The organism is Frankia sp. Mgl5, assembly GCF_023242985.1.
GTDB classification, from domain to species: Bacteria; Actinomycetota; Actinomycetes; order Frankiales; family Frankiaceae; genus Parafrankia; species Parafrankia soli.
The window spans coordinates 110,006-125,957 of sequence record NZ_JALKFY010000004.1 but is presented as its reverse complement, the minus strand read 5'-3'; the positions used below and the strand labels follow the sequence as shown (position 1 = coordinate 125,957).

At 70.8% G+C, this 15,952-nt stretch carries 16 protein-coding genes; 8 read left to right on the top strand and 8 right to left on the bottom strand.

The annotated features are described in order from the left end of the window. Positions 1-163: 163 nt before the first annotated feature. Both MXD62_RS03385 and MXD62_RS03380 read right to left on the bottom strand, forming a co-directional pair. Positions 164-1,549, bottom strand: coding sequence for a replication initiator (locus MXD62_RS03385; protein ID WP_248827953.1), 1,386 nt, complete (start codon positions 1,547-1,549; stop codon positions 164-166). Continuing rightward, on the bottom strand, positions 1,546-1,761 hold the full coding sequence (locus tag MXD62_RS03380; RefSeq protein WP_248827952.1) for a hypothetical protein: 216 nt from the start codon (positions 1,759-1,761) through the stop codon (positions 1,546-1,548). The genes MXD62_RS03385 and MXD62_RS03380 overlap by 4 nt, the downstream gene beginning before the upstream one ends. Before the next feature lie 516 nt (positions 1,762-2,277). Between MXD62_RS03380 and MXD62_RS03375 the strand changes: the two genes are divergently transcribed. Both MXD62_RS03375 and MXD62_RS03370 read left to right on the top strand, forming a co-directional pair. Then, positions 2,278-2,502 carry a hypothetical protein gene (locus MXD62_RS03375; protein ID WP_248827951.1) on the top strand — a complete coding sequence of 75 codons (225 nt, stop codon included), beginning with the start codon at positions 2,278-2,280 and terminating at the stop codon, positions 2,500-2,502. Next, a complete protein-coding gene (locus MXD62_RS03370) occupies positions 2,499-2,951 on the top strand; it encodes a hypothetical protein (protein WP_248827950.1) in 453 nt (150 codons plus the stop codon). The genes MXD62_RS03375 and MXD62_RS03370 overlap by 4 nt, the downstream gene beginning before the upstream one ends. A 62-nt stretch (positions 2,952-3,013) precedes the next feature. Here the strand turns inward: MXD62_RS03370 and MXD62_RS03365 are convergent, their stop codons facing one another. Next, positions 3,014-4,513, bottom strand: a complete 1,500-nt coding sequence (locus MXD62_RS03365) for a recombinase family protein (RefSeq protein WP_248827949.1) — start codon at positions 4,511-4,513, stop codon at positions 3,014-3,016. A 33-nt stretch (positions 4,514-4,546) separates the two neighbouring features. On the opposite strand from MXD62_RS03365, the gene MXD62_RS03360 reads away from it, so the two are divergent. The 5 genes from MXD62_RS03360 to MXD62_RS03340 all read left to right on the top strand — a co-directional run bounded on the left by MXD62_RS03360 (position 4,547) and on the right by MXD62_RS03340 (position 9,239). Continuing rightward, the gene (locus MXD62_RS03360; protein ID WP_248827948.1) at positions 4,547-4,759 is read left to right on the top strand and encodes an SCO4848 family membrane protein; all 213 of its coding nucleotides are present in this window, start codon (positions 4,547-4,549) and stop codon (positions 4,757-4,759) included. Between the two features lie 709 nt (positions 4,760-5,468). After that, a complete protein-coding gene (locus MXD62_RS03355) occupies positions 5,469-5,891 on the top strand; it encodes a hypothetical protein (RefSeq protein ID WP_248827947.1) in 423 nt (140 codons plus the stop codon). A gap of 92 nt (positions 5,892-5,983) precedes the next feature. Next, the gene (locus MXD62_RS03350; RefSeq protein ID WP_248827946.1) at positions 5,984-6,436 is read left to right on the top strand and encodes a helix-turn-helix domain-containing protein; all 453 of its coding nucleotides are present in this window, start codon (positions 5,984-5,986) and stop codon (positions 6,434-6,436) included. A 39-nt stretch (positions 6,437-6,475) separates the two neighbouring features. Continuing rightward, on the top strand, positions 6,476-6,904 hold the full coding sequence (locus MXD62_RS03345) for a VOC family protein (RefSeq protein ID WP_248827945.1): 429 nt from the start codon (positions 6,476-6,478) through the stop codon (positions 6,902-6,904). A 100-nt stretch (positions 6,905-7,004) separates the two neighbouring features. After that, positions 7,005-9,239 (top strand): RecQ family ATP-dependent DNA helicase, encoded by a 2,235-nt coding sequence (locus tag MXD62_RS03340; RefSeq protein WP_248827944.1) that lies wholly within the window; start codon positions 7,005-7,007, stop codon positions 9,237-9,239. A gap of 123 nt (positions 9,240-9,362) precedes the next feature. On the opposite strand, the gene MXD62_RS03335 is transcribed toward MXD62_RS03340, so the two are convergent. The 5 genes from MXD62_RS03335 to MXD62_RS03320 form a co-directional block, all read right to left on the bottom strand. Then, complete coding sequence (locus tag MXD62_RS03335; RefSeq protein WP_248827943.1) at positions 9,363-10,754, bottom strand: lysine N(6)-hydroxylase/L-ornithine N(5)-oxygenase family protein; 1,392 nt, start codon at positions 10,752-10,754, stop codon at positions 9,363-9,365. A gap of 410 nt (positions 10,755-11,164) precedes the next feature. Then, positions 11,165-11,293, bottom strand: coding sequence for a hypothetical protein (locus tag MXD62_RS39060; protein ID WP_285223938.1), 129 nt, complete (start codon positions 11,291-11,293; stop codon positions 11,165-11,167). A 209-nt stretch (positions 11,294-11,502) separates the two neighbouring features. Continuing rightward, complete coding sequence (locus tag MXD62_RS03330) at positions 11,503-12,291, bottom strand: ABC transporter ATP-binding protein (RefSeq protein WP_368862307.1); 789 nt, start codon at positions 12,289-12,291, stop codon at positions 11,503-11,505. 173 nt (positions 12,292-12,464) lie between these two features. Continuing rightward, positions 12,465-13,520 carry a FecCD family ABC transporter permease gene (locus MXD62_RS03325; RefSeq protein ID WP_368862306.1) on the bottom strand — a complete coding sequence of 352 codons (1,056 nt, stop codon included), beginning with the start codon at positions 13,518-13,520 and terminating at the stop codon, positions 12,465-12,467. A gap of 82 nt (positions 13,521-13,602) precedes the next feature. Further along, positions 13,603-14,742: an iron ABC transporter permease gene (locus tag MXD62_RS03320; RefSeq protein ID WP_248827941.1), complete on the bottom strand. Its 1,140-nt coding sequence runs from the start codon at positions 14,740-14,742 to the stop codon at positions 13,603-13,605. 275 nt (positions 14,743-15,017) lie between these two features. Between MXD62_RS03320 and MXD62_RS03315 the strand changes: the two genes are divergently transcribed. Then, entirely contained in the window at positions 15,018-15,941 is a 924-nt protein-coding gene (locus MXD62_RS03315; protein WP_248827940.1) for an iron-siderophore ABC transporter substrate-binding protein, read from the top strand. Positions 15,942-15,952: the final 11 nt, after the last annotated feature.

Sequence of the window (15,952 nt, the reverse complement as noted above, 5' to 3'; positions counted from 1 at the left end):
TGCCCGATTCTATGCGCAGCGTGTCCGGACTGTGGCTGTTGGCGCTGGTGGGAACGACGCGCCCGGCGAGCACGGCCCTCCAGGGCCGCGCACAGGCGGCCGCGCGGCGTTCCCACCAGCGGACTCCCGGCCGAAGGCCGGGCTTGACCAAGTAGAGAAGGTTCTAACCGGCGAGATCCTCCGGCGTGTCGACTCCGGCGATGAGGGCCTGTCCCAGGGTGTAGCCGCTGCCGGCGTATCGCCACCGGCCGACCTTCACGGTCTGCTCGTCGCCTGGGGCGGGGAGACCTCGAAGTGCGCGGGCGTTCTCGGCGCGTTCCGCGGACCGTGCTCCGCGCAGTGCGCCCAGGGTCGTGGAGTACCTCCGGCTCCGGGTGCCGAAGTGTCCGCGGAACCCGAGCATGTGCGCCCAGCGGCGAAGGTTCAGGTCGGAGTGTTCCGGAATCCCGCCGAGCCTCCAACAGGCTTGGATCATCGACCGGGCGTGGTTGGTGACGTCCAGGCGCTCGATGTCGGCGGCGGCCCGGATGCGGTGGTGCACGGTCCCGCTGACCTCGGCGCCTTTCGTCGCGTACTTCGCGATGTAGCCGGCGACCTTCTCGTCTGCCGTCCAGTCGTCGGATGCGGTGGTCAGAACGGCGCGGGTGTCGAGCTGGTCTCCCCATCGCAGTGTCCGGCCGGGTTCGGCGTCGTCGGGCCCGCCCGGGACGGATAGCCGGACTTCTGCGGCGGCTCGGCGGACGGCCTCGTCGAGTACGGCCAGGGTCGCCCATCCTGGAGGCAGCTCCGATCCGCCGTCCGGCCCGTCGAGACGGATGAGGGCGTGCAGGTGGACCAGCCCGCGGGCCTGGAACTCGGCGACCTTCGCGAACGACACCCGTAGTTCCCGGGAGAGGCGGGTGCGGCTGATGCCCGCCTGGTCGGCCAGCCGGCGGCGCAGGTAGATCGTGAACCGTTGCCAGAGCAGGCCGACGTGGGCGTTCCACAGCACGGCGCCGTCATAGTCGAAGCAGTCGGCGCACAGGGGCTGTCCGATCAGCGGGTCACCGGGCTCGTGCCGCTCGTCGCACCACTGCGGGCGGCTGTGCGCGCAGGCCGGTCGCTGCCTTCGGGGGCGGCAGGGGAGTAGCCGGCCGTTCCGTTCCCGGCGGGCATGCACCGGGCCGAAGGAAGGCGCGGTGAGCGTGACGAACAGGCGGGGATGCAGACGGACGGATTCGGGCACGCCCTTCCCACCGATGAGACCGGCGCGGATCAGGTGGAAGGTGTCGGCCTGGTAGATCCGGGAGCAGGCGGGGCAGACGGCGGCCCGCCGGTTCCCGCATGCGGTGAGCAGATAGCCGGTGGGCTCGTCCGTCGTCGAATACCGGTCGATGACCTCGCCGGTTCCCGTGTGGACGGTGAGCGCGTCACCGATGAGGCGTACCGGACGGGCGCAGCCGTGCACGCCCTTGGCGATCGCGGTCCAGCGGGCGAAGTCCGGGCCGTTCGCGTGGGTCAGGACCTCCCGCATGGCGGGGGTGAGGGTGGGGTAGCCGTCGCCGGTCATGCGGCGTCACGCAGGTTCGCCGCATCCCGCGTCTGCGCGGCGGTTGCCTCCGCGTCGATCCTCGACGGGGCGAGCTGGGCGGTGTCCTCATCGGCCTCGGGGAGGAATCGCACTCCGAGGATGAGTGAGACGCGGCGCCACTTTGCCTCCGACCACTGCGGCGAGCGTGCCGCCTGGCGGCGTCCCCATTCACGAGCGTCCACCTGGTCCACGGACCGGGTCTCCTTCCGTGCGAACGGAAGGACTGCGCAACCACAGGCAGACAGCCCGGAACCCTGCACCGGGCTGCTGCGGAGTGGTTGCGGCTACTCGTCTGGGTGGCGCGGGCTATGGCCCGTATCTCTGTGAATGGGGATCTTCCCCGTGCCCCGATGGGACCCGCGCCTGGGGCTGCCGCCGTGCTCGATTTTTGGTTTGTGTCCACGTCCTGAAAGACGTGCACCCCGCGGGACTGCGTCAGTCCGGTTCGACCGTAGGCGGAGCATCGCTGGTGTGCCCATGGCGAGTCGCCATGGTTTCTCGCCATGGATCAGGGCGGGGCGCACGCGGCATTCTGCCTTCACCGCGGCACGGCGAACCTCCGAGCGGGTGCCCATCCCGGGCCACACACGACCCGCTCGCCGGCGGACCGTGCCGCGCCGTCTCCGGTGCCGGGCGAGTCGACCTGAGTCCTCGTCCGGCACCGGGCCACGCCGCATGCCTCGCCTGCCGGCGAAGGAAGGCAGACCATGACCTGTCTCGCTGCCGATCAACCACCGCCGCTCTACGGCCTAGTCGTCTTCGACGGCCCCGGCCGCGCTGTGAAGGCCGTCATGGTCGTCTTCGAGAACGCGCACGCGGCCGATGCGCACGCTCGCCGGGTCGGCCTCGGTGACTACGCGGTGGCGCCGCTGTCGTTCTGCCTCGACCGCTCGGCCCTCACCCTCACTGCTGGTCAGGGGTGTACGTCATGACGGAAACCACGCCATCCGTGATGCAGGTTGGACTCCCGGATGGCGCTGAGCGGACCGTCGCGGCGGCCTACCGGGCGTACGTGATGGACCTGCTCGAACAGGATGCCGAGTACGACGAACTGCCGGAGGGCGATCCGCCGTTACTCGTCAGCGACTACCGCCGCGCGCTGATCGCACTGCTCGCGCTTGACCCGGTTCCGCTGCTGCTGGCGGAACCGCTGCTGATGACCGGACGGGGAGTGGTGACCCCCGGTGAGGCGATGGCGTTCATGGCTGGGCAACAGGCTGCACTCGACGCCATGGCCGTGGAGATCGGGGAGGCATGGCGTCCCGGGCTGCTCGCGGGCAGGCGTGGGCGCTGGACCCATCGGCTCCGCTTCGACCGCCACAACACGGCCGACGAAGGTGAGGACGGGCCGGCGGACCCGGCCTCACAGGCGGCAGGCTGACCGGCGGCGAGCTGACCGCCGCTGATCGGCGGCGGATCGACCAGTGGCGAACTGACCGGGAGCTACTCCCGCCAGATCGGCTCCAGCAGGTCCGGGTTGAACGTGCCCCGGGCGCCGCGTCCCTTGCCGGCCGGATGCACGATCACGGCGTGCAGGGCCTCGCGGACGTAGGCGCGCTTCTGGGACAGGTCGATCTCGTCGGCCTCCCACCGGCGGCGGACGTCCGTGATGTCCATCCGGGCTCTGCTGGCGGCAGCCTCGTGGCGGTTGCGGTCCCGGGTCAGTTCGCGGGCACGCTCCTCCAGCTCCCGGACGGTCGTGAAGAACAGGCCGTCTGAGATCTGGTCGGCCTGCCACTGCGACCGCAGAACTCCGATCTTCGTGGTGACCCGGTCCAACTCGGGCTGGCCGGTCCACGGTCCCAGATCGGCGGCGACGGCCTGCCGCTGTTCCAGCTTCGCCAACACGGCCTCGGTGATGAACTCGTCCACCTTGTCGCCCCGGCGGCCGAGTCCGCTGCATCCGCCCTGGGCCGCGGGGATGCAGAAGTACATGTGCCCGGCGCAGTCGCGTTGCTGCTTCACCCTGAGCCGCGCGTTGCACAGGGTGCCGTCCGGGCGTGGTCGTCCGCACCGGAGCACGCCCGTGAGCAGGTAGCGGTGTTCCCAGTGGTCACCGGCGAGCATGTCCCCGGGTGCACCGTCCGACCCGATCCGGCGGCCGGCGCGGGCGGTCAGAATCGCCTCGACGGCGCGCCACTGCTCGGGCGTGACGATCGGCTCCCACCGGCCGATGACCGGGTTCCCCGCGGCGTCGGTGACTAGCTCGCCGTTGTGCTTCCGCCAGCCGCACAGGCGTGGGTTCCCGAGCACCTGCCGCAGGCCGACGATGGTCCAGCGGTTGCCCTTCGCGGTGACGACACCGCGGTCGTTCCACTCCCGCACCATGGAGTTGATCGACCGTCCGGCGATGAACTGGTCCACGGCGGTGGCCACCAACGGGGCCTCGGCTGGCTCCAGGGTGAGCTTGTCGGCCTGCCAGCCGAACGGGCGCTGTGATCCGACCGGGATGCCCAGCTCGGCCCGTGCCCGGTGCGAACGACGAACCCGGCGGCGCACCTTCCGGGACTCGATCTTCGCGAACGCCACCCCGACAAGGCCCATGCCTTCGACGTCCTCGGAGTAGAGGTCCTTGCGGCCTCGGGCGTCGGCGTAGACGCGGCCGTCCTCGGCGGTGAGCGCGTCGACGAACCGCTCGTAGTCGCCGGAGCGGCGGGCCAACCGGTCCTCGGCGACGACCACGACACCCTGCACGGCGGTCCCGTCCGGGAGGCGCCCGGCCTTCACCGCCTTCAGCATCGCCTCGAAGCCGTCGCGGATGACCTCGGCCTTGCTGGCCGAGCGGTCGTTGTCGGTGAACTCGTGGACGACGGTCCAGCCGAGCCGGGCGGACGTCTCGCGGTTGACCTTGTGCTGGTCGGCGACGCCGTGGGCGTCCCCGGCCTTGTCGTAGCTGATCCGGGCGTAGGACACCACCGAGACCACATGCTCCATGCCGGACATCCTGACCCCTCCGTGAACCTAGGTCATAGGTGAATGTCTGGATTCCTCCGGAACATCTGGAAAGATGATCGTTCCTGGGATGACGGTCCGACCAGCTTCTTTACGGTCCACCTGGTCCTGACCGTTGCTTCCCTCGCCATCGGCTCCGTTGTCGGCTGGCTCGGGATCCGAGGAACGCGCGCGGGCGGTCCCCGCGCCACCGATGATGTTGCCTCCTCTGATCAATTGATCAACTCTGGCCGCTGATACCGGGTCCTGCGGCCGGGTGGGCACGATCGGCGGTTGCGGAGTGGGCCCGTGGATTCGGATCTGTCAGCGCGGAGGGCGCCGGGTTGCCCCGGCGGCCGCGTAGCCGGTCTCGCGGCTGAGTTCGTCCGGTTCGGTGGTTGACCCTCGCGGGGGGACCAGACCTCGATCACCTCAGGTGGCGTGAGGGTCGAGGTGGCATCGGGCGTCGGCCGGGGCGGCAGGCCGCTGGCAGGGGCTGGAGGTGGCGGGGCTGACAGTGCGCTCGGCGTGCGGGCGAACGTGCAACTGCCACCGCCGCCCCGCCACGAGTTCCTGCGGTCGATGACCTGAGGTGTTCTGCGCGTGTGGGTCCGCCTGGGGCTGGGTGCGGTTGTCGAACACCCCGGCGGAGTGGGCGAACAGTGCCCCGGTGCCGACGATGAGTACTGGCACGGGCAGCAGCGCGAGCCAGCCGCTCGGCCTCGCCCCGTGCTTCCGGGTCGGCGCCGCCGTGGACGCCCCATCCTGAGGAGAACGTCACGCGAGTCGGCTTCCAACAGGCGGAGACCGTCGGTGAACCGCACCATGATCCCGCCGAGGAAAGCGCCAGCGCGGGCGAGGCGCAGAACTTACAGCGCTGGGACGTATGACCTGGACTATCCGCGGGCAAAAGGCGGCGAGGTGGGGATGCTCTATTGTCTCCTCCGGATGATCCGGGGGAGATGTCGTGCGGGTTCGTAGCGCCGTTGTGTGTGGGGTCGCGCTGATATCGCTGGCCGGATGTGGCTCGACCGGGGACGGGGAGACCAGGATTCCCGCCGGTCCGACCTCCGCGGCGGGCCCGTTTGAGGCGTTCCAGCGGCGAGCCGAGGTGGCCGCGTTCGTGGCCGCGTTCCGTACGACGTTCCCGGCCCTGGCCGATGGCCGGTCAGATGAGGCCATCGCATCGGACGTGACTCATGTCTGTCTGGACGACCTGCGGGATCCGTCCACCGGTCAGCCCACGCCCGATGGGGAAGCTGCCGCCCTGCGGCGCATACCGGGCAGGTTCGAGCGGAACGGGATCACCCCGGACTGGACCACGTCGAGGACGATCCTGGCGCTGGCCAGTGGCACAGCGTGCAGCCCGGTTGAGGTCGACGGGAGCTAGGCCGGTGCGATCCCATCAGCGTCCTGAGCCACAGGCCGCACCCTCGTCCGCCTGCTGTCTGACGAATCGGCCGCGACCCTAGTATCAGCGGTGTGACCAGGACGGGTGCCCGGCCGGTGGCTGCCGAGCTGCTGCCGCATCTGCGCCGGGCCCGCGATCACATTGATCGGCACTACCGGGAGCCGCTCGATCTCGACGTGCTCGCCCGGGTCGCCCAGGTGTCGAAGTTCCACCTGGTTCGCAGCTTCGAGGCGGCCTACGGGGAGACCCCGATCCGGTACGTCACGCGGCGCCGGATCGAGCGTGCGCAGGATCTGCTGCGGCACGCGAACCTCACGGTCACCGAGATCTGCGTGATGGTGGGCTTCGCGAGCCTCGGGTCCTTCTCGGCGCGTTTCACCCAGCTGGTCGGTGAAAGCCCTACCGCGTACCGGAGCCGCTGGGCGGCCCGCGGTGGCCCGCACGTACCGGGGTGCTACCTGTTCATGCGCGGCGCGATGGACCTGCGGTGTACCTCCGACACGACCTCGGACGGCGCAATCTGAGAGAAGCGTTCCCGCGGCCGCGCGGCGTACGGTTCCCACATGATCACAAATATCGCGCTGGTCACGATCTACTGCCTTGACCAGGACAAGGCCCGGGACTTCTACGTCGATGTGCTCGGTTTCGAACCGCGCACGGACGTCTCGATGGGCGGCGAGTTCCGCTGGGTCACGATCGGCCATCCCAGCCAGCCCGAGCTGGAGGCGACCCTGATGGTCCCGGGGCCGCCGCTGGACGCGGACGCCGCCGACTTCGTCCGCCGGCAGCTGGGCAAGGGGCAGATGGGCGGGCTCGGGCTGCGGGTCGACGACTGCCGCAAGACCTTCGAGGAGCTGAGCGCGAAGGGTGTCGAGTTCCTGCAGGAGCCCGCCGACCGCCCCTACGGGGTGGAGGCCGTGCTGCGCGACAACTCCGGCAACTGGCTGGTCCTGGTCGAGCCGAAGACCTTCAGCCCGGAGGACTTCGCCTGACGACCCGCCGCTCGCCGGTGCCGCTCCCGGCGCCCGTGCCGTGGGCGGTCCCGACGGCCGTGGGTCGGGAGCTGTCGGGGGTGTCAGGTAGACAGAGGGCATGGCGGATCAGGCGACGGTCAGCGGGACGCTGCGCGATCGGGCGGAGGAGCTGCTCCGGGCTCTGGCCGGGCCGGGCGCGGTCCTGCGTGACGACCAGTGGCAGGCGATCGACGCGCTCGTCAGCGGGCGGCGGCGGGTGCTGCTCGTCCAGCGCACGGGCTGGGGGAAGTCCGCGGTGTACTTCCTCGCCACGGCGCTGCTGCGCGGTCTCGGCGGCTCGGACCCGGGCGGCTCGGACCCAGGTGACTCGGACCCAGGTGACTCGGGTTCAAGCGGTCCGAGGCCGGGCGGCGGTCCGGTGGCCCGGGTGGGGCCCACGGTGATCGTCTCTCCGCTGCTGGCGCTGATCCGCAACCAGGCGGCCGCGGCGGCACGGGTGGGCATCCGGGCCGGGGAGATCCATTCGGGGAACCTCACGGAGTGGGACGAGGTCTACGCCGCGCTGCGGGCGGGGGAGCTGGACCTGCTGCTCGTCGGCCCGGAGCGGCTGAACAACCCGACCTTCCGCGACGAGTACCTCCCGGAGCTCGCGGCCACGACGGGACTGCTCGTCGTCGACGAGGCGCACTGCATCTCCGACTGGGGCCACGACTTCCGTCCGGACTACCGCCGGCTGCGGTCACTGATCGGCGGGCTGCGGCCGGACGTGCCCGTGCTCGCGACGACCGCCACGGCCAACGCGCGGGTGGTCGAGGACGTCAGCGAGCAGCTCGGGGCCGGCTCCACGAGCGCGGAGACCGTGGTCCTGCGGGGGTCTCTCGACCGGGAGAGCCTCCGGCTGGCGGTCGTGTCGCTTCCCGCGGCCGAGCAGCGGTTCGGCTGGCTGGCCGACCATCTCGGCGAGCTGCCCGGCTCCGGGATCATCTACACGCTCACCAAGCCGGGCGCGGAGGAGCTGACCGCGTTCCTGCGCGGCCAGGGCCACGAGGTGACGACCTACCACGGCGGCACGGAGCCGGCCGAGCGCATCGCCGCCGAGGAGGACCTGCTCGGCAACCGGGTGAAGGCGCTGGTGGCGACGAGCGCTCTCGGGATGGGCTTCGACAAGCCCGATCTCGGGTTCGTCGTCCACGTCGGTGCGCCGAACTCGCCGATCGCCTACTACCAGCAGATCGGGCGGGCCGGGCGTGCGGTGGAGTCCGCCGAGGTCGTCCTGCTGCCCGCCACCGAGGACCGTGACATCTGGCGGTACTTCGCCGACACGTCGTTTCCCCCGGAGCCGGTCGCCCGGCAGGTGCTGGACGTCCTGGCCCAGGCCGGGCGGACGATGTCGACGCAGGCACTGCTCGCCGCCGTCGACCTGGGGCACTCCCGGCTCGAGCAGATGCTGAAGGTGCTCGACGCGGACGGCGTCGTCCGGCGGGTCAAGGGCGGCTGGGAGGCGACGGGCGAGTCGTGGGTCTACGACGCCGAGCGCTTCCGCCGCGTCGCCGCCGCGCGGGCCCGCGAGCAGCAGGCGATGCTCGACTACATCGCCACGCCGTCCTGCCGGATGGAGTTCCTGCGCCACGCGCTCGACGATCCGTACGCGGTGCCGTGCGGCCGGTGTGACCGGTGCACCGGCCGGGTGTGGTCCACCGAGGTCTCCTCCCGGTCGCGGGACAGCGCCCGCGAGGAGCTGCGCCGGACGGGCGTGCCCGTTGAGCCGCGCCGGATGTGGCCGACGGGCATGCGCACGCTGGGGGTCGCCGCGTCCGGCCGGATTCCCGCGTCGGTCACCGCCGAGCCCGGCCGCGTGGTCGCACGGCTCAACGACCTGGGCTGGGGCAACCGGTTGCGCCAGCTGCTCGCCCCTCCTCCCGCGGCCCTGGACGGCCCCGTCCCCGACGACCTGTTCGAGGCGGTGGTGCGGACCCTGACCGAGTGGCGGTGGGAGCGGCGCCCGGCGGCGGTGGTGACCGTGGCGTCCAGGACACGCCCGCGCCTGGTGGCGGACCTCGGTGAACGGATCGCGGGGGTCGGGCGGCTGCCGTTGCTGGGGCAGCTCCCTCGCGTGGCCGGCGGGCCCGCGGCCGGCCGGGTGCACAACAGCGCCCACCGCCTCGCCGGCCTGTGGTCGGCCTTCGAGGTGCCACCGCCCCTCGCCGGCCCGCTCGCCGAGCTGACCGGGCCGGTACTGCTCGTCGACGACCTGATCGTCACGGGCTGGACGATGACCGTCGCGGCCAGGGCGCTGCGCCAGGCCGGCGCGCCGGGCGTGCTGCCGTTCGCCCTCGCCGTCGAGACCGGCTGAGCGGGCGCCACGGTGTCGGGATCACGGTGTCGGGATTCACGGTGGCCGGGGGTCACCGCGCCGGGGATCACCGCGCCGGTTGGCGAGCAGCCTCCTTCCGGGTGGGCCGCGGCGCGGTGCGGATCAGCTCTGCGGCCGGGCGTTCGACCGCGGGTCGAGGTACCCCGACCCGGCGATCCCCGAGGGGACCGGGGCGAGGGGAACCTCGAGCTCCTGGCGGTCGAGAACCGATGTGAGGATCTCGCCGGCCCGGACGGAGATGTTCGACAGCAGGGATGAGGAGATCCCATGGGAGTACTCGCTCGCACCGGGCACGTAGACGCCGGCGGTGGTCCCCGCGACGGTGTCGATGCTGTAGTCGCGGCCGACCTGAAGCTGGCCGTCCTCGGCGGTGAGGCAGGCCTCCGCCAGCGCGCCGAGCAGGCGCCGCGGATCGCGGGCGTGGTATCCGGTCGCGAGCACGACGGTGTCCGCGTCCACGGTGCGCTTCTCGCCGGTCGGCAGGTACCGGATGTGCACCCGGACGCCGTCCGACAGTCTCTCGAAGGATTCGGCCCGGGAGGCGCGTAGGAAGTGCAGCCGCCGGGGGCCGCGCACCTTTTCCTGATACGCGCGGCGGTACAGCTCGTCGATGAGGTCCATGTCCACGGCCGAGTAGTTCGTGCCACGGTGGTAGCCGAGCAGCATGGCGCGGACGCTTTCGGGCGCGTGGTAGAACTCGTCGACGGCGTCCGGGTCGAAGATCTGGTTGACGAAGCCGCTGTTGTCCGCCGGGCTGAAGCCGTAGCGGGAGAACACGGAGAAGACCTCGGCCTGCGGGAAACGGGTGTGCAGGTGCTCGGTCACCTCGGCGGCGCTCTGGCCGGCCCCGACCACGACGAACCGGCCGCGCGGTGTCGAGGGCATTCGCGCGAGGCGGTGCAGCAGCTCGTGGTTGTGCCAGGTCCGGTCGTCTATCTCGACACCGTCGGGCAGTCTCGGCTCCAGCCCGGCCGCGATGACGACGTTGCGGGCGCGGCGCACGACCGTCCGGTCCGGGTCTCCCCGGTGCCGGCTGATCACGTCGACGTAGGCGATCTCGCCCTCGTGGGTCACCGGTCGCAGGTCCACCACCTCGGTGTCGTACTCGACGAGGTCGTCGAGCCGGCCCGCGGCCCATTCCAGGTAGTCGTGGTATTCGGAGCGCAGCGGATACATCGTCTTGTGGTTGATGAAGTCCACCAGGCGGTTCCTGGAATGGAGAAACGAGAGAAAGGTGAAGCTGCTCGACGGATTGCGCAGGGTCACCAGGTCCTTCAGGTAGGACACCTGCATGGTCGCTCCGTCGAGGAGCATCCCCCGGTGCCATCCGAAACGCACCTGGCGTTCAAGGAAGACGGCGCGCAGCGCCGCACCGGCGGAGACACTGCTGTTGTGTTCCTCGACTGCGATCGCCAGAGCGATGTTCGAGGGCCCGAACCCGACTCCGATGATGTCGTGCACACCGAGTTCCACAGTCGGCGGACGGTCTACCACGGCTGCCCCTCTGGTCGGTCAATGAAACCGAGCTAAACTTAGGTTTACCTAACTTAGGTTCCGGGAGGCGTGTCGAACTGTCAAGGGATTCGTGGAGGTTGGCCGTCGTCGGCGGCCTCGCGGCGTCGCTCCCGTCGGCTTTTCGGGTACGGCCGCGTCTCGTGCGCGGGGTCTTTCTTCGCGTCGCGTGGCCCGGTGGTGGCGTGGTCGGGGGCTGCTCGGTTTCCCGGCGGATGCGATAAGTTAAGTGAGGCTAACTTAGGTTGGTTGCGGGTGATGGTCAAGCGGATCCCGGGTCGCCGTTCCGTAGCCCACCCGCCCTTGACTCCGCCTGCGATTGCCTGCTAAGGGACAAGTAGCCCAAGATCATATTTGGGGTGGGAACGGTTGGCGGTGCGGCCTCCGGTCGGTCAGCTGGTACAGACGGCGTCGACGGCCTCGTCCGTCGTTCCGGGCGCGTCGGCGTTCTCCGCCAGCCGTCGGCGCCGGGCCCGGGCGGCCGGCGCGACGAGCGGAGTGCCGGTCTCCGGGTCGCGCACCGGCAGGCCTGGTCGAGGTCGTGCAGGACGGCTACCAACGTGCGGCTGCGCTGCTCGTTCACGTAACGGTCCGCGAGATCGTCCGTCCCGGTCGTGGTCAGTGCCCTCCGACTCAAGGAGATCAAGAACTATCTGCGGGAACGCGGTCTCGCCCGGCGTCCGCCCCTGCCCTGCGGCGGGCGCCGCGCGACAGCCCCGGATCTCCGGCGTCAGGGCTCTGGGACCGCGGACCGGGTGTCGTGGTGGCGTCCCATCGGGATGACCAGCGGGGTGCCGCTGACCGGGTCGGTGACCACCCGGCAACGCAGGCCGAACACCTCCTCGACCAGGTCGGCGGTCACCACTGCGGCAGGCGGCCCCTGCGCGACGATGCGGCCGGACTTCATCGCGACCACCTGGTCGGCGTAGCGACAGGCCTGGTTGAGATCGTGCAGGACCATCACCACCGTGCGCCTCTCCCGCTGCTTCAGGTCGACCACCAGGTCGAGGATGTCGATCTGGTGCGCGAGGTCGAGGAAGGTCGTCGGTTCGTCCAGCAGCAGCACGGGGGTGCCCTGAGCCATGGCCATGGCGATCCACGCCCGCTGGCGTTGCCCGCCGGAGAGCTCGTCCACCGGCCGGTCGGCCAGGTCCAGCATGTCCGTCGCCAGCAGCGCCTCGGTCACGGCCTGCTCGTCCGCGGCGGACCACTGACGCCACCAGGTCTGGTGCGGCGAGCGACCGCGGCTGACCAGGTCGATCACGCTCAGTCCGTCGGGCGCGACCGGGGACTGCGGCAAAATCCCCAGCCGCTGGGCGACCTGCCTGGTCGGCATCGCGTGGATCGACCGGCCGTCCAGGTGCACGGCGCCCGCGCGCGGCCGTAGCAGCCGGGCCAGGGCGCGTAGCAGGGTGGACTTGCCGCAGGCGTTGGCACCGATGATCACATTGATCTGGCCTGGGGGTATGACCAGGTCGAGGTCCTCGACGATGATCCGCTTGTCGTAGGCCAGGCGCAGCCCGCTCGCCCGCAGCTCGGGTAGGTGGGAGTCGGCGCCGGCGGCCTCCGCAGGAACGGCCTCCGCAGGAACGGCCTCCGTTGGAACGGCCTCCGCAGGAACGGCCTCCGTTGGAACGGCGTCCGGGGGATCGGCTGGCGCCGCGGGCCACGAGGGCGGCTGGAGTGTCACGGTCAGCCTCCGGAGCTGGTGCGATTCGCCCGGCTGAGCAGCCAGAGCAGGAAGGGGGCGCCCAACACGCCGGTCACGACTCCGACCGGGAGCTCGGTGTCGGGTAGGAGCTGCCGTCCGAGCAGGTCACTGGACAGCACGATCAACGCTCCGGTGAGGCCGGAGGCGAGTGGCGGTGGCCAGGCGAGATTCGCCAGTCGTTGGGTGATCTGGGGCGCCACGAGCGGTACGAAGACGATCGGCCCGGCGGTGGCGGTCGCGAAGGCGACCAGCCCGACGGCGGTGAGCATGAGGGCCAGCCGGGCTCGCTGGACCGGGATCCCGAGCCCGGAGGCCACCTCGTCCCCCATCTGGAGGGTCCGGGTGACCCCGCTGAGGGCCAGTGTGCAGGGGACGAGCACGATCATGGCCAGGGCCAGGGGGCGTACCTGGTCGAAGCTTCGACCGTTGAGGTTGCCGACGAGCCAGCCCACCGCCTGGCTGGCTTCGGCGAGCCGGCCCTTCGCCAGCAGGTAGTCGGTGAGACTGGTGCAGATCCAGGACACTCCGATACCCACCAGGATGATCCGGTAGCCGGAGGTGCCGCCCGCCTTCCAGGCCAGGAGGTAGATCAGCAGGGCCGTGGCGAGGCTGCCGACGAGGCCGAGCAGCTGGGTGCTGAGGCCGGCGCCGAACCCGACCACGATTCCCGCGACGACCGCGGTCTGCGCGCCGGCCGTGATACCGATCATGTCGGGGCTGGCCAGTGGGTTGCGGGTCATCGTCTGGAACACGGCGCCGGAGATACCGAACGCGGCGCCGCCGAGGAGCCCGGCCAGGGCGCGGGGCAGCCGAAGCTCACGCACGACGAACAGGGATCCGGGGTCGCCGGACCCCCACAGGGCCGGAACCACTTCCGTGACGCCGATCGGATAGTCACCGATCGCGATCCCCAGGCAGAACACCGCGAAGGTGGCGGCGGCCATGACGGCGCAGACCGCGACCAGCCGAGGCCGCAGGATGCCGGAGGCGGCTGGTCGCGACAGCCGGAACGCGCTGCGGCCACCCGTCCGGGTCAGGCTGAGCGGCCCCCATGCCGTGGTGGCCGTGGTGGTGGTCGTGGTGGGCGGAGCGGTCGTCACCCTGGAGCTGGCCGTCACCCTAGACCTCCGCGAGGCGCCGACGGCGGACCAGCGCCACGAAGAAGGGTGCTCCGAGGAGCGCGATGATGATGCCCACGTTGATCTCCTGCGGTCGGGCCACCACCCGCCCGATCACGTCCGCCGCGAGGACGAGACCAGCGGCCAGCACCATCGCGGTCGGGAGCAGCAGCCGGTGGTCCCCGCCGCTGATCATCCGGGCGGCGTGTGGCACGACCAGACCGACGAAGACCAGGGGGCCGGCCACGGCGACCGTGCTTCCGGTGAGCACCGTCACGGCGACGGCACCCTGCAGCCGGATGAGGCCGACCCGGCGGCCCAGGGAGGCGGCGACGTCGTCGCCGAGCACGAGGCTGTTCAGCGCGGGCGCGAGCGCGAGGGCGAGCACCGTCCCGGCCAGGATGAATGGTGCGACCTGCGCCACGAGGGAACTGCCGCGGCCCGCGATGGACCCCGCCGACCAGTACCGGTACCTGTCCAGCGCGGCCGGGCTGGCCAGGACGATTGCGCTGGTCACCGAACCGAGAAAGAAGGTGACCCCGACACCGGCGAGCGCGAGCCGGATCGGGTTCGCGCCCGACCGCCCCGTGCTGCCCAGGAGGTAGACGAGGACGCTGGCCGCGAGGGCTCCGGCGAAGGCGAACCAGATGTAGCCGTAGAGCGAGGTCAGGTCCAGGGCCGACACGGCCAGGACGACCGCCAGGGTGGAGCCGGCGCTCACGCCCAGCAGACCTGGATCCGCCAGCGGATTGCGGGTCAGGGACTGCATGACCGTTCCGGCGAGGCCGAGGGCGGCTCCGACGAGCAGCCCCAGGAGCGTTCTCGGTACCCGCAGCCCCCACACGATGGCGTCGACGTCGGTGTCGCTGCGGTCCGTCAACGCTCGGAACACCTGGTCGAGCGGGACCGGCCGGCCGCCCAGCGAGATCGACAGGACGCACAGGACGGCCAGGGCGGCGACGGCGATCCCGAGCGGGACCGGGCGGACCTGGCGTGGCGTCCGCCGTGGCCGCCCTCCGGCGGCGGACCGGGTCCCCGGCCGAGCCACGGCCGGGCCGTCGGGTGAGGCCTGGCCGTCGGGTGAGGCCTGGCCGACCGGAGGGGGCATCCCCGCTGGCGTGATTCGAGTCCTGTCGGTCACGCAATCCTCACAAGTGTGGGATGTTAGGAAAGCCATACCTAAGAGGTGATGGCCGCAAGGTCTTGTTGTTTTGGTAAGGATAACCTTAGTATGCGCTCCGTCGGGTGTCGGACCTGGGCCTTCGGGTCTCGTGTCCGGCCAAACACGAAGAGGAGCTGATGTCCGCCACGTCACCGCGCCCCGCGCGGGTTCATGTTGTTGCCTGGCTGCTACGGTGCGTTTCCATATTTGCGGTGATCGTGGTCGGGCTTGCCGCCTGCGGTGATGATGGAGACGTGACCGGGGCTTCCCCCGCCTCCACTGGCGAGGGTGCGTTCCCCGTCACGATCGGTCACAAGTACGGCTCGACCGAGATCACCGCTCGGCCGACCCGGGTCGTGGCGGTCGGCCTCACGGACCAGGAGCCGCTGCTCGCCCTCGGGGTGAAGCCGGTGGGTGTCGTGGACTGGTTCGGGGAGCGCCCGTTCGGCAGTTGGCCCTGGAGCAAGGACCTGTGGGCCGGGGTCGAACCGGAGATCGTGGGCGAGCGTGGCGAGCTCAACTTCGAGAAGATCGCCGGGCTCAAGCCGGATCTGATTCTCGCGGTCTACTCCGATCTGACGCAGGAGCAGTACGACACCCTGTCCAAGATCGCTCCGACGGTGGCCCAGTCGCCCGACCATGACGACTTCGCCACGCCCTGGAAGGAGATGACCCGGACGGTCGGCCAGGCGGTGGGCCTGGAAGACCGGGCTGACGAGCTGATCGCCGCGATCGACCAGAAGTTCGCGGCTGCTCGGAAGGCCAACCCGGGCTTCGAGGGGAAGACCGCCGCCGTCGTCGACCCGTACGAGCCCGGCAAGTACGCCGTCTTCGCGCCCACCGACCCGCGTTCGGTGTTCCTGGGCGAGATCGGCTTCAAGGTTCCCGAAGAGATCGGGACGCTCGCCGGATCGGAGTTCGCGGCGGAGATCGGCTCCGAGCGGCTGGACCTCGTCGACGTCGATCGCCTGCTGTTCGTCACGAGCGCTCCGGACGCCGAGGCGACGGTCAACGCGGACCCGGTCTACAGCCGGCTGGCAGTGGCCCGGGAGGGCCGCGCGCTCTTCGTGCCCTATGAGACGCCGCCGGTGGGCACGGCGCTCACCTTCAACACCGTGCTCAGCATCCCCTATGCCCTCGACCAGCTGGTGCCGCTGATCGCGAAGATCGGCTCGTAGCTGGAACGGCC

What these genes read in the sequence shown, in the direction of transcription:
- MXD62_RS03365 (WP_248827949.1), bottom strand. Translation starts at nt 4,513, where the DNA reads ATGTCCGGCATGGAGCATGTGGTCTCGGTGGTGTCCTACGCCCGGATC.
- MXD62_RS03385 (WP_248827953.1), bottom strand. Translation starts at nt 1,549, where the DNA reads ATGACCGGCGACGGCTACCCCACCCTCACCCCCGCCATGCGGGAGGTC.
- MXD62_RS03340 (WP_248827944.1), top strand. Translation starts at nt 7,005, where the DNA reads ATGGCGGATCAGGCGACGGTCAGCGGGACGCTGCGCGATCGGGCGGAG.
- MXD62_RS03345 (WP_248827945.1), top strand. Translation starts at nt 6,476, where the DNA reads ATGATCACAAATATCGCGCTGGTCACGATCTACTGCCTTGACCAGGAC.
- MXD62_RS03360 (WP_248827948.1), top strand. Translation starts at nt 4,547, where the DNA reads ATGTCTGGATTCCTCCGGAACATCTGGAAAGATGATCGTTCCTGGGAT.
- MXD62_RS03375 (WP_248827951.1), top strand. Translation starts at nt 2,278, where the DNA reads ATGACCTGTCTCGCTGCCGATCAACCACCGCCGCTCTACGGCCTAGTC.
- MXD62_RS03370 (WP_248827950.1), top strand. Translation starts at nt 2,499, where the DNA reads ATGACGGAAACCACGCCATCCGTGATGCAGGTTGGACTCCCGGATGGC.